This window comes from Ampullimonas aquatilis (genome assembly GCF_049675895.1).
Lineage (GTDB): Bacteria > Pseudomonadota > Gammaproteobacteria > Burkholderiales > Burkholderiaceae_D > Ampullimonas > Ampullimonas aquatilis.
Genome location: NZ_CP183834.1, coordinates 2,516,815 through 2,530,198 on the forward strand (window position 1 = coordinate 2,516,815; position 13,384 = coordinate 2,530,198).

The following is a 13,384-nucleotide window of genomic DNA, read 5'->3' on the forward strand; positions in this document are numbered from 1 at the left end:
TCTCCCTGCCTTAAAATAGCACTTTTAAAAAAAGAACGACCGTTCGATAATTGCATATTCAAACCCACATACAATCATGCTCTCTTAATTGAACCAGTCTTGAGCCAGTCGCATTCTTGTACTGGCTGCATATTAAGTGAATCGCCCCACGAACAAAACACCGGAAAACAACATGACTGCTACTTTGCTTGAACAATATGGCCCGCGTGAATCCATGGAATATGATGTCGTGATCGTAGGCGCCGGCCCAGCCGGCCTGGCCGCCGCGATTCGCATCAAACAACTGGCAGCCGAACAAGGCAAAGAAATTTCTGTTGTGGTGCTGGAAAAAGGCTCGGAAGTGGGCGCCCATATTCTGTCTGGCGCAGTCATGGACCCGATCGCCTTGAATGAGCTGATCCCCAATTGGCAAGAGCTCGGCGCGCCGCTCACTCAACCCGTCACCGCCGACCGCTTTTTATTTTTGACCGAAAAAAGTGCCATTCAAACCCCCAATGCGCTGTTGCCCGACTGCTTTCACAATATGGGTAACTACGTCATTTCGCTGGGTAATGTCGTGCGCTGGCTCGGTCAGCAGGCCGAGGCACTCGGCGTAGAAATCTTTCCAGGCTTTGCCGCTGCTGAGATTCTGTATACCGAACAAGGCGCAGTACGTGGCATTGCTACCGGCAATATGGGCATTGGCAAAGATGGCCAACCTACCGAAAACTTTCAGCTCGGCATGGAGCTATTGGGTAAATACACCTTTTTTGCCGAAGGCGCACGCGGTCATTTAGGTAAGCAACTCATCAGCAAATATCAGCTTGATGCGGATCGTGACCCACAAACCTATGCGATTGGTATCAAAGAGTTATGGGAAATTGATCCGGCCAAACATCAGCCGGGCCTGGTCATGCATACCGCAGGTTGGCCGCTCGATACCAGCACCTACGGTGGCTCCTTCCTCTATCACCTCGAAAACAATCAGATCGCAGTCGGCTTTGTGGTGGGACTGTCTTATGCCAATCCTTATCTGAGCCCCTTTGAAGAATTTCAGCGTTATAAAACCCACCCCGCCATTCGCACCCTGTTTGAAGGCGGCAAGCGGATTTCATATGGGGCTCGCGCCATTACAGCAGGCGGCTGGCAGTCATTACCCAAGCTGGTCTTTCCCGGTGGCGCACTGATTGGCTGTGATGCCGGCTTTCTGAATGCCTCGCGCATCAAGGGTTCGCATGCTGCCATCAAGAGCGGCATGATGGCTGCCGAGGCCGCCGTTGCTGCACTCGGCGCCGAGCGCAGTGGTGATGAACTCAGCGCCTATCCCCAAGCCTACCAACAAAGCTGGCTGCAGGAAGAACTGCACAAGGCACGCAATTTCAAACCAATTTTGAGCAAGCACTTATACATTGGTGCACCGCTACTGTTTATTGATCAAAAAATCTTCAAGGGCAAAGCCCCCTGGACGCTGCATCATCAGCACGCCGATCATACCTATCTGCGTCCGGCCACCGAGTTTGCCCCCATTGAATATCCCAAACCAGACGGCGTGTTGACCTTTGATCGCCTCTCATCGGTCTTTATTTCCAATACCAACCATGAAGAAAACCAGCCCGCACATCTGACCCTCAAGGATGACTCAGTGCCAGTACACATCAACCTTGCCCAATATGCAGGGCCGGAAGCACGCTACTGCCCTGCTGGCGTGTATGAGTTTGTGCGCAATGACGCCGGTGATAATCGCCTGCAGATCAACGCGCAAAACTGTGTGCATTGCAAGACCTGTGACATCAAAGACCCTACTCAAAATATTGTCTGGGTGACACCCGAAGGTGGCGGCGGGCCTAATTACCCCAATATGTAATCAAGCCTAGCCTCACCACCACAATAGGCCAGACACTGCACAGCAGGTCTGGCCTGTTTTTTTATTGACACTAATCCATTCAGCAGCAAGTTTCATCAATTCTTCTTATACTGATGCCAAGCTTTGGTATGGCAAGCCGTCAACGCATGATGACTTGACCGACACCTTGGACGCACAGCATCCACCACGAGATGCTGAAATAAAACGACCTTCTGTATCTGTTCAGCTTTTCAGCGAGGATTTAGGCTATGACCCGAGTTGAACCCGCCCTTTGGAGAACCCATGTTTAAAAATCAAATATTGACCAGTCTCGTCTTGACTCTTGGCACTACCGCCAGCCTGACCAGCCCGATGATCCAAGCCGCCGAGCCGGTGACCTCGGTGCGCCTTTATGCACTGGATTGCGGCAAGGTCGACGTCAAGGATATGAGCTTTTTTTCTGACACCGGTGAATACGATGGCAAGCCTGCCACACTGGTGGACCCCTGCTATGTGATTCGCCATCCCAAAGGCACCCTGGTGTGGGACACCGGCCTGGGTGACAAAATGGCGGAGAGCAAGGATGGTGTCACTGATGGCGTCTTTCATATGGTGGTGCCAGTCACGTTGAGCAGCCAGCTCAAGGCAATTGGCCTGACACCCGACGAAGTGGAATTTGTCGCCTTCTCACACTTCCATTTTGATCACACCGGCAATGCCAATTTGTTTGAAAAATCAACCTGGATTGTGAATCAGAATGAAGTCAATTGGGCCACATCCACACCAAGCCCATTTGGTGTCAACGCCGCATCGTTTAGCAACATCAAACAAGTCAAAACGCAAATGATTACTGGCGACCATGACGTCTTTGGTGATGGCAGTGTGCGCATCTTCAAAGTACCCGGCCACACACCTGGCAGCCAGGTACTGGCCATCAAACTCAACAAGGCTGGCACGGTGATTTTGTCAGGCGACCTGTATCACACCAAAGACAACCGCAAATATCATCGCGTTCCCGGCTTTAACGTCAGCCGCGCTGACACGCTGGCCTCCATTGACCGTATTGAAACCATTGTCAAAAACACCCATGGCCGCCTGTATGTGCAACATGACGCCAATGACTTCAAGGCCTTGCCAAAATTTCCGGCCTACCTCGAATAAGTTGGTATTAAGTTTAGTCGGCTGATTTCAAGCCGGGCTGATTGTTTGCAACAACCATCCATCATTCAGCCCTGAGCAGATCAGCCGACCGTATCAACCAGAACCGTCCGGCCAGCCGGCAACTGGCCAGGTTCATCAAAAGTAAGACGGCTGCCAGCCAGATCGGTTAAGATTCAAGCTGTCATTGGGGAGTAGCCGCCCTTCACCTCGGGCTTGCGTCAACATACTTGGTCGGATCGATCATGGCGCAAGCAGCATGGATGTGCTTCATTTCATCCAGCCTGGCAAGACCTTTGACCTTTTCCCACTGCCTATGGCCGGAGTGGGTTGAGGTCAATGGATCATCACCGGCCTGGAGTCAAATATGGAAGCCTTTCTCATCTCTACCGGTATCGTCGCTCTTGCTGAAATTGGCGACAAGACCCAACTGCTCGCGTTTCTGCTCGCCGCCAAATTTCGTAAGCCCGTCCCCATCATTGCCGGTATTCTGGTCGCCACCCTCGTCAACCATGGCTTTGCTGGCGCACTCGGCGCGTGGATTCATAACCTGATTGACCCCATCACATTACGCTGGATTTTAGGTATCTCTTTTATTGCCATGGCAGCCTGGATTCTGGTACCCGACAAGATCGATGAGGATGACGCCAAGCTTGCCCATATGGGCGTCTTTGGTACCACGCTCGTGGCATTTTTTCTGGCCGAGATGGGCGACAAAACCCAGATTGCCACCATCGCCCTCGCCGCGCAATATCACCAGCTCTTTGCCGTGGTGGCAGGCACCACACTAGGCATGATGATCGCCAACGTCCCCGCGGTTTTGTTTGGCAACCAAATCGCCAGCCGTATGCCAGTGCAACTGGTACACCGGATTGCTGCGGCCATCTTTGCCGTACTTGGCATTGCCACTTTACTGGGGCTGGGACAGGGCTTGGGGGTTTGATGGTCAATCTGCAACAATGCCGTTGATGCTACTGGCGTTGCCAGGTTTGATTGCAGTTGCAGACCACCTGCAATCAAACTCACGCAAGCACCTTCAACCTTTATAATCCCCCCTCACCCTTTATTACCCACCTTTACCCGCTGACTACAGCCGCTCAACGTGAATCCATTTCTGCAAAAGCTTCAGACTTATCCTTTTGAAAAACTGCGCAAGTTGACTGCGCAGGTCACCCCCAATGCTGCGTATAGCGCAATCTCATTAGGGATTGGCGAGCCCAAGCACGCGACGCCGCAATTTATTAAAGATGAGTTAAGCAAGGGTTTGAGTGGTTTGGCGGTGTATCCGGCGACACTGGGCACGGCGCCGTTGCGCGAAGCAATTGCGCACTGGCTGCAGCGGCGTTATGGCTTGCAACTGGATGCCGCGACGCAGATTTTGCCGGTGAATGGCTCGCGCGAGGCGCTCTTTGCACTGACGCAAACGGTGGTGGATGCCAGCCGCGAGGCTTATGTGCTGTGCCCCAATCCGTTTTACCAAATTTATGAAGGGGCAGCTTATCTGGCGGGTGCCACGCCCTATTTTGTGAATGCCGATCCAGCGCGCAATTTTGCGACTGACTGGGCCAGCGTGCCTGAAGCGGTCTGGCAAAAAACCCAATTGCTGTTTACCTGCTCGCCCGGCAACCCCACCGGTGCGGTGATGCCTTTAAGTGAGTGGCAGATGTTGTTTGCATTGTCGGACCGCTATGGTTTTGTGATTGCCTCGGACGAATGCTATTCGGAAATTTATTTTGACGAAGCCCAGCCACCACTTGGCGCTTTACAAGCCGCTGCACAACTGGGACGTGACGCACGCAATATCGTGATGTTGTCCAGTTTGTCCAAGCGCAGCAATGTGCCGGGCCTGCGTTCGGGCTTTGTGGCCGGTGACGCCAATATCATCAAACCCTTTTTGTTGTATCGCACCTATCATGGCAGCGCCATGAGTTTGCCGGTACAAGCAGCCAGTGTGGCGGCCTGGCAAGACGAAAGCCATGTGCTGGCTAATCGTGAGTTGTATCGCACCAAGTTTGCCCAGGTCACACCACGCTTGCAAAGCGTGCTGGATGTGCAAATGCCCGATGCCGGATTTTATTTGTGGGTAGGAACCCCGATTGCAGACGAGGATTTCGCGGTCCGGCTGCTGGCTGACTATAATGTGACGGTATTGCCTGGCAGTTATCTGGCGCGCGAGTCCAACGGCGTGAATCCGGGACGTAACCGAGTTCGCCTGGCGCTGGTGGCCGAGGTCGCCGAATGTCTAGAGGGCGCACGGCGGATCGCCGAATTTGCCAGTAAGCTGTAAAGATAAAACCAATTAAATTTTGCGATTGGCATGCCCTGATAATGCTAATCGCGTCATCACCTGATTGGCTGGCAATTTGATTCATTGCGCCAGCCCCAAGTTTTTTATGACCAACCCGATGTTGCAGTGCTGCGCCAGTCATAAGCTGCCTGCTTCATCACTAACCTGACAATCAACCATGTCCAACGAATTACAAGCCATTATCGACGCCGCGTGGGAAGACCGCGCCAATATTGCCCCAGTGACTGCACCCGCCAAAGTGGGCGAAGCCGTGGCGCACGTGATCGAAGAACTCAATAAGGGTACGCTGCGTGTCGCCGAAAAACTCAATGGCGAATGGGTCGTGCACCAGTGGGTTAAAAAAGCCGTGCTGCTGTCATTTCGCCTGGAAGAAAACATTCCTATCGCCGGTGGCGGTGGCATTCAGTACTTTGATAAAGTACCCACCAAATTTGCCGACTACTCCGCCGAAGAGTTTCGTCGTGGCGGCTTTCGCGTGGTTCCTCCCGCAGTGGCACGCCGTGGCAGCTTCATCGGCAAGAACGTGGTGCTGATGCCGTCCTACGTCAATATTGGTGCTTATGTTGATGAAGGCACGATGGTCGATACCTGGGCAACCGTGGGCTCCTGTGCGCAGATTGGCAAGAATGTCCATCTGTCCGGTGGCGTCGGCATTGGTGGCGTACTCGAGCCACTGCAAGCCAATCCGACCATCATCGGTGACAACTGCTTTATTGGCGCCCGCTCCGAAGTGGTGGAAGGTGTGATTGTGGAAGACAACTGTGTGATTTCGATGGGTGTCTACATCGGCCAATCCACCAAAATTTACGACCGCGCCACCGGCGAAGTGATTTACGGTCGCGTGCCCGAAGGCTCCGTCGTGGTATCAGGCAACCTGCCTTCTGCCGATGGCAAGTACAGCCTTTACTGCGCGGTCATTGTCAAACGCGTGGATGCACAAACCCGCTCCAAAACCAGCATTAACGAACTGCTGCGCGCCTGATTGCACGGTGTCACGCACCATTTGGCGGCCAATAAATCGCCGTCAGATGGTGAGAATGCGCTTCCTGTTTTTATGCCATTTTTTGATAAAAAATAGGGAGTATCATCAATAATTAACCTATATAGTACGTTTTAACTTATTCCTTAAAAATACTTATAGGGGGTATTTTAATATCGCACGACTTGCTGCCGAGCATTCGCTGCCGTGTCTCACTCACCCTGCTGCAAGGTATTCTGCCGCTGCAGCCAGCTCGGCCAACCATCAGCCCGATGCACTGACATCCTCATCAACTTCAATCAGGCTATCGCTTTTCGTCGGTTAGCTTCGTCAACATCGACTTGTTTCATAAAGTAACCGGCAGGCCAAACCGCAAATTGTTCCACCCGTTTTTGCTTGCGCTGCACTACTCTCCCTTCAGTTCAGAGACAAAAAACAGGAGCAGCACCATGGCAATGGAAAGACTATTTCACCTGATGTCAGAAAAAGGGGCATCCGACATGTTTCTCGCGGTCGGCTCACCCGTACACATCAAGATCAATGGCCTGACCATCCCCATCAACCAGCAACGGCTGGACAATACGCGGATTCGTTCATTACTCAACGAGGTCATCACGCCCGAACGAATGGTCGAACTGGAAAACACCAATGAACTCAACATCGGTCTGCCCGTCACCGGCGTCGGTAGTTTCCGGCTTTCGGCGTTTCGTCAGCGTGGCTCCTTTTCTGCGGTGATTCGTTATATTCCCAGTGACATTCCCGCGCTGGGTTCATTAGGAGTTCCAGAAGCCCTGAGCACTTTGATTCTGGAAAAACGCGGCCTGATCTTGATGGTGGGTGCCACCGGCTCTGGCAAATCAACTTCGCTGGCAGCCATGCTCGATTACCGCAACGAACAGATGCCCGGCCATATTTTGACGATTGAAGATCCGATCGAATATGTGTTTCGCAATAAAAAATCGATCATCAACCAGCGTGAAATCGGCTCCGACGCAGCCAGTCTGCAAATCGCACTGAAAAACGCCTTGCGCCAGGCACCCGACTGCATCTTGATTGGTGAGATTCGTGATCGCGAAACCATGACCGCGGCACTGGCATATGCGCAGTCAGGTCACTTGTGTCTGGCCACCCTGCACGCCAATAACAGTTATCACGCGCTGAACCGGATCTTGTCGTTCTATCCGCTGGAAAGCCGTAACGCCTTGCTGGCCGATATGTCCTCCTCGTTAAAAGCCATCATCTCGCAACGCCTGCTGCGCGCTAAACGCGGCGGGCGTGTCCCCGCGGCAGAAATCATGATCAACAGCCGTCATGTGTCCGAGCTGATTGAGCAAGGCGATATCAATGGCATCAAGGCGGCCATGGAAAAAAGTCTGGCACCCGGCTCACTCACCTTTGAACAATCACTCGCCCAATTGATTCGTGATGAAATGGTCACACAAGAAGAAGCCCTGGCCCACTCCGACTCGCCCACCAATTTGCTATGGGTACTGGAAAACAACTTTGTGGCCAGTGCACATTTGCCACCCGAACCAGTTATTGAAGAAACCCCAACCGGCCCATCGTTCAGTGAATTCACTCTGGAGATGTAAGCAGGGATTTCATGAGTATTGAATCAATAGTGTCTACGATATCTGCTTTCTTCCCGAAAACGGACCTAGCCATCTTTTTTCATTTCATGCTGGCTTCACATTGATCGATGCTGAGACCTGCCACAACAATGGCAGGGGGTTTATGGGTATTGACTTACCATAACCATCCAACTCACCACCAAACTCTTCACCATGCACACAATAACATGAAGGGCAATCAACTTAGTGTCTTGAAAACCAAACCGGTGACAAAGCAATGATCGTGTAAACCATGACAGCCATTGTTCAAGGCAGACACATCGTGGAACTTGGGATGGCAACACGATCCATCGATTGGAAAGTAATTACCCGCGCTTGCTCAACAAAGGGTCTCGTGATCATCCAGGCGAGGATGTCATAACTAGCAACACATGCTAGCCAATACCACCTTCAACTGCTGCAATCCGCTATTAAACGCAGCCTCATCCAAGCTGGCAAACCCCAGACGGACGCCAGATACGGACGCCGCCTTACCAATAGAGAACTGCGTACCTGGCAGTATCCGCACCCGGTGCCTCAAGGCTTCTTCAGCAAGTGCATCCGGATTCATGCCATCAGCTAGGCGCAACCAAAATGCCAAACCTCCTGCAGGCAGATCAAAGTCCAACCATGGGGAAAGTTCTGTCCGAATAGCGGCGGCAGCAGAGTTGCGACGCTGTTCGTAGATGCGCAGTGCACGCCGGATGTGGCGTTTCAGTTCACCACTCTCCATCAGTTCAGCGACAGCCAGTTCCGTCACGGCATTACCTTGGCGATCAATCAACATGATCTCGGCCACACAACGGTTCACGATGTCGGGAGATGCCGCCAAATAACCAACCCGAAGGCCCGGTGCCAGCACTTTGGACAACGAACCGATGTAAATCACCTGGCCAGCATGATCGCCACTCGCCAACGGCAGCATGGGGCGGTGATCGAAGTGAAACTCGTGGTCGTAATCGTCCTCGACGATGACAAATCCAAACTGCTCCGCCAACATTAACAAACGCAGACGCCGCTCTACAGGCATCATTACTGTGGTCGGGAACTGGTGATGCGGTGTCACATACACCGCTCGAATCCGCTGTTTGCGGCACAATCGCTCCAAGGATTGCGGCACCAGTCCGTGTTCGTCCTGGTCGACACCAAATACGCTGGCCCCACACACCCGAAAAGCCTCTCGCGCCGGACCATAACTGAGCATCTCGAACGCAACGCAGTCACCCGGACGCACCAAGATCCGAGCGGCAAGGAAAATGCCCATCTGGCTACCACGCACCAGACACAAATTTTCTGGACTCGTGTCCAGCCCCCGTTCCATGTTGAGCATTCTGGTCAATGCCTGACGCAGCAGCAAAGACCCGCGTGGATCACCATATCCCAGCTGATTGGTACGGGCCATGGTGACAAGCGCATGACGGAAAGCACGCGATAATACGTCATAAGGAATCAGTCGCGTATCCGGTACACCGTCATTGAAATCAATAAGGTTCTTTCCGTGCCTGCCATCCTCATCCCAATGCAGCGGTTCACCGTATAGCTTCACGCCACTTAATGATGAGTGTATCGGCGACTGAGCACCACGCTTTGCCATGCTGATCTTCGCATCCAGCTTTGGTAAGGCTGCTGCGACAAACGTGCCACGCTTGCCTTGAGTCGTCAGCCAGCCCTGAGCCACAAGTTCGTCATACGCTAGCACTACGGTTTTGCGGTTGACGCCCACGCGCTCGGCAAGGTCTCGGCTACCTGGCATTGGAGCCGTGGGCAACAACCTTCCTCGCGTGATCGCCTCAACAACCGCCTGCACGATCTGGATGTGCAGTGCAATCGCACTATCACGACTGATTTGAACTTCCAAGTCCCAGGGCCTAAGCATGTTCAACCTCATTGACTGACGAAGTATGTGATGGCACATCTGGCCCCTATAGAATTCATAAACTGGATGATCAATAGGGTCCAGAAAAATGTGAATATAACGCATCGTCTCGTGTAGTTAAAGATCAAATCTCATGACACTCCAACAAACGTTCTTGCCTTCATCTCAACTCCGCAATGCGCACATTGATGCGCTTGATCGAATTGGCCCGGAAATCATCCGACTAGCATTGAGAACTGAAGGCGATACTACAATGGCATACCAAGCTGGACAGTACATCGCTATCCACCTTCCTGAGGGCGAGACTCGCTGCTATTCCATCGCGCGGGCGTGGCAACCAGGCAGGCCTCTGGACCTACACATTCGACTCTATTCGGATGGACTTTTCTCGACCTGGCTGATCAATGCACTGCAAGCAGGTATATCTCACGGCCTTACACTAACGATTAGCGGCCCGTATGGCGACTGTATCTGGCAGTCTCCTCATCCCCACGAAACCACCGTGATGTTAGCTACCGGGACCGGCATTGCTCCACTCACTGCGCTGCTGGAGCAGGCACTGGCTGCAGATACAACCCATCCCATTACGCTGTATTGGGGTGGACGTGATGCTGATGAAATGTATTTGTCTTCGCACTTCGAGGCGTTGGAACAGCAACATCCTCATTTTCACTATATACCGGTGCTGACCAGCCAGGATGAAGCATGGGCAGGACGTCGAGGGTTCGTTCAAGAATGCGCAGCTGTAGATCACCCAGATCTGCGTACTGCACAGGTTTACGCCTGCGGCTCACCGACCATGGTTTCCGAAGCACGTCGATTGCTCACCGAACAATGTGGGCTGAACGCCGAACGTTTTTACGCAGATGCGTTTGAACCGCCAATCCAATCAAACATGGCGCAGACGGAAAACTTGATACTGATCCAGGTGCAACAAGATACATCCCAGCGCTGTTCGCACTCACTTACTGTTGCCGCAGAAGGATCGCTGATGACCGCGCTACGACAAGCAGGTTTGCTGAACGGCGTCTGCGGTGGTTGCGCATCATGCGGTACCTGTCGGATTGAAATTGAGCCCGACTGGTATTCGCGGCTGCCCCCGCCAAATCGCACCGAAACAAGGTTGTTGGCCACACTGAATGGTACACAGCCTCACCATCGCCTCGCTTGCCAGATTCAACTCGACAAAACGCTGGACGGCTTATGCCTTGTCTTGTTGCAAGCCACCTTTTGAATCACTTTCCATCACCCCCATCTCAACCCCAAAGGAATCATCATGACCATCGTATCGGAACACCAGCAACAACTTGAACGCACTGCTCCTACATTTGATCCGGCTCAATTGCTTGTCGTTCGCAACATGACACGCGATGCCATTCATCGAATCGCTACCGCCGTGCATCCCGGAATGATTGAAGAGGATGCGGTCGAAATGGCGAAGGACTTACTGGCCGAGTCCAAAATGCTACAAGGCTGGCACGACGTGTACGTGCGCTTCGGTAGCAATACGACAAAGACCTTTGGTGCGCCATCCGATCCAGGAGTCGTTCTTGGTGCCGACGACATTTTCTTGATCGACATCGGTCCGGTGTGGAAACAATGGGAAGGTGATGGCGGCGATACATTTGTTACTGGCAACAACCCTGAACTGAACCGCTGTGCCAACGACGCGCGCGAAATCTTCCACATCGTACGTCGACACTGGGCTACGCACGGTGTCACCGGTAAAGCGCTCTACGACTATGCTACCTACGAGGCAGAAAAACGTGGCTGGGCCCTCAATCTGGATCTTTCCGGGCATCGCATCGCTGACTTTCCGCATGCGGCGATCTACGAGGGATCGCTCGCCGAGGTTGAGTTCACTCCGTCACGCTTATTGTGGGTGCTGGAGATCCACATCCGCCACCCTCAACAGCACTATGGCGCATTCTTCGAAGACATGTTGCTGGAAGATAGTTACTTCACCGCCCCATCTTTAATCTCGAGCGCCAAGGACTTCCATGAGACGCAACGCTAGTATGGAAATCCTTGGCTACTTTGCAAGGTAATGCTACGACACAAGCCCAGACTTCAAATCCTCATTCCACTCCCCCAACTGGGCGACGTGAGCTGAATAATGCAGGTCTCTGTACCTGAAAATGAACACTGAAATTCCAACATGAAGACCGTTCTGGCTTTGCGCCACATTCACTTCGAAGATCTTGGCATTCTTGAGCCGTTATTGCATGAACGCGGCTATGAGATTAACTACCTGAATGCTGCCACTGATGACCTCAACAGTGTCGACGTACGACAGCCCAATCTGTTAGTTGTATTGGGCGGCCCCATTGGCGCATTCGATGAGATCCGCTACCCGTTCTTAGATCAAGAGCTAGTATTGATTCGTCAAAGGCTCGAAGCCCAACAGCCTATTTTGGGGATCTGCCTTGGCGCACAACTAATGGCCCGTGGCTTAGGTGCAAGCATTGCCTCTATGGGTGTTAAAGAAATTGGCTTTGGCCCGATCTCGCTGACGCCTGAAGGCAGAAATTCAGTGTTGGCAGCCCTGGTCGACACGCCAGTGTTGCACTGGCATGGAGATCGGTTTGAACTCCCGCTTGGCACCCAGCTGCTCGCTGGCACACAGGTTTGTGTCAATCAAGCCTTTGCTCTGCATGAATATGCACTGGGGCTACAGTTCCACTTGGAGGCTGACACAAACCATCTTGAACACTGGTTAGTCGGACATGCCAGCGAGCTTGCACAATTTGATATTGATCCAAGCCAGTTGCGAATTCAGGCGGCTCAGCATGGTCCCCTACTCATGACGACTGCAAAACAAGTCTTCAACCTTTGGCTAGATCAAATCGAAGCTTCACACAGCTCGACCATCTCTGAAAAATGATGATAACTTGAAGATGTTATGAATTATCGTCTAGCATAGATTCCTCATGTCTTAGCTACCCCCACCGAAAGATTGACGGTGGAGATTTTTTATCGTCCTTTTGACCTGCAGATTGAGTACACTGCCATTTTGCAACTCACTATTTGATCAGCATGGCTTCCACTTATACCCTTTATGGCATCCCCAATTGCAGCTCCGTCAAAAAAGCGCGTACCTGGTTTGACGAACAACAGCTGGCCTACACCTTTGTCGACTTCAAAAAAACACCACCCAATGCCGAGCTCATCAAGCTATGGCTGAAAGACGTGGACTGGAATGAACTGGTCAACCGCAAAGGCACCACCTACCGCGGCTTGAGCGATACCGACAAGAGCTTGCTCGCACAGGCCAGCGACGCAGCGATTGCCTTTGTGAGTGAGCATGCTTCGATCATCAAACGGCCAGTCATCCATCGCGGCAAAGGCAAACCTGCCTCGCTCGTGGGTTTTGATGTTGCCGCGTATGAGGCGCAGTTTTTGGCCTGAAGTTGGGCTGACCACCAAGGTAAGCCTTAAGTCAAAAACGTTCACCACAAAGCCACAAAGGACTCAAAGTAAACCACATAAAATTGCGCTGTTTTAACACGAGGACAGAGTACTACTCTGTCCTCGGACCACGCAGTTAATGCAGAGATCAAACAAGTCTTTCTTCGTGGGCTCTGGGTCTTTGTGGTGAAAGGTGTGCTTGCCTTGACTTGATGATTAAATG

11 protein-coding genes, 1 pseudogene and 1 riboswitch are annotated in these 13,384 nt (G+C 52.4%); of the genes and pseudogenes, 11 read left to right on the forward strand and 1 reads right to left on the reverse strand.

The genetic code is table 11. The features are described from left to right. Positions 1–172: 172 nt before the first annotated feature. The 6 genes from ACMYR3_RS11710 to ACMYR3_RS11735 all read left to right on the forward strand — a co-directional run bounded on the left by ACMYR3_RS11710 (position 173) and on the right by ACMYR3_RS11735 (position 7,859). Positions 173–1,843, forward strand: a complete 1,671-nt coding sequence (locus tag ACMYR3_RS11710) for an electron transfer flavoprotein-ubiquinone oxidoreductase (RefSeq protein ID WP_424192127.1) — start codon at positions 173–175, stop codon at positions 1,841–1,843. A 282-nt stretch (positions 1,844–2,125) separates the two neighbouring features. Beyond that, on the forward strand, positions 2,126–2,983 hold the full coding sequence (locus tag ACMYR3_RS11715) for an N-acyl homoserine lactonase family protein (RefSeq protein ID WP_424192128.1): 858 nt from the start codon (positions 2,126–2,128) through the stop codon (positions 2,981–2,983). A 174-nt stretch (positions 2,984–3,157) separates the two neighbouring features. After that, positions 3,158–3,251: riboswitch (yybP-ykoY riboswitch) on the forward strand. A 96-nt stretch (positions 3,252–3,347) separates the two neighbouring features. Then, complete coding sequence (locus ACMYR3_RS11720) at positions 3,348–3,923, forward strand: TMEM165/GDT1 family protein (RefSeq protein WP_424192129.1); 576 nt, start codon at positions 3,348–3,350, stop codon at positions 3,921–3,923. Between the two features lie 159 nt (positions 3,924–4,082). After that, the gene (dapC, locus tag ACMYR3_RS11725; protein ID WP_424192130.1) at positions 4,083–5,267 is read left to right on the forward strand and encodes a succinyldiaminopimelate transaminase; all 1,185 of its coding nucleotides are present in this window, start codon (positions 4,083–4,085) and stop codon (positions 5,265–5,267) included. 178 nt (positions 5,268–5,445) lie between these two features. Beyond that, entirely contained in the window at positions 5,446–6,270 is an 825-nt protein-coding gene (gene dapD, locus ACMYR3_RS11730; protein WP_424192131.1) for a 2,3,4,5-tetrahydropyridine-2,6-dicarboxylate N-succinyltransferase, read from the forward strand. 446 nt (positions 6,271–6,716) lie between these two features. Continuing rightward, positions 6,717–7,859, forward strand: coding sequence for a PilT/PilU family type 4a pilus ATPase (locus ACMYR3_RS11735; RefSeq protein ID WP_424192132.1), 1,143 nt, complete (start codon positions 6,717–6,719; stop codon positions 7,857–7,859). Positions 7,860–8,259: 400 nt separating this feature from the next. On the opposite strand, the gene ACMYR3_RS11740 is transcribed toward ACMYR3_RS11735, so the two are convergent. Beyond that, positions 8,260–9,753, reverse strand: coding sequence for a PLP-dependent aminotransferase family protein (locus ACMYR3_RS11740; RefSeq protein ID WP_424192133.1), 1,494 nt, complete (start codon positions 9,751–9,753; stop codon positions 8,260–8,262). Positions 9,754–9,886: 133 nt separating this feature from the next. On the opposite strand from ACMYR3_RS11740, the pseudogene ACMYR3_RS11745 reads away from it, so the two are divergent. The 5 genes and pseudogenes from ACMYR3_RS11745 to ACMYR3_RS11765 all read left to right on the forward strand — a co-directional run. After that, positions 9,887–10,210: pseudogene (locus ACMYR3_RS11745) on the forward strand (FAD-binding oxidoreductase); the annotation flags it as partial. A gap of 48 nt (positions 10,211–10,258) precedes the next feature. Beyond that, positions 10,259–10,987, forward strand: coding sequence for a 2Fe-2S iron-sulfur cluster-binding protein (locus ACMYR3_RS11750; RefSeq protein ID WP_424196494.1), 729 nt, complete (start codon positions 10,259–10,261; stop codon positions 10,985–10,987). Between the two features lie 42 nt (positions 10,988–11,029). Continuing rightward, a complete protein-coding gene (locus tag ACMYR3_RS11755) occupies positions 11,030–11,770 on the forward strand; it encodes a M24 family metallopeptidase (protein WP_424192134.1) in 741 nt (246 codons plus the stop codon). 141 nt (positions 11,771–11,911) lie between these two features. Beyond that, positions 11,912–12,637, forward strand: coding sequence for a glutamine amidotransferase (locus ACMYR3_RS11760; RefSeq protein WP_424192135.1), 726 nt, complete (start codon positions 11,912–11,914; stop codon positions 12,635–12,637). A 152-nt stretch (positions 12,638–12,789) separates the two neighbouring features. After that, positions 12,790–13,161 carry a Spx/MgsR family RNA polymerase-binding regulatory protein gene (locus tag ACMYR3_RS11765; protein ID WP_424192136.1) on the forward strand — a complete coding sequence of 124 codons (372 nt, stop codon included), beginning with the start codon at positions 12,790–12,792 and terminating at the stop codon, positions 13,159–13,161. Positions 13,162–13,384: the final 223 nt, after the last annotated feature.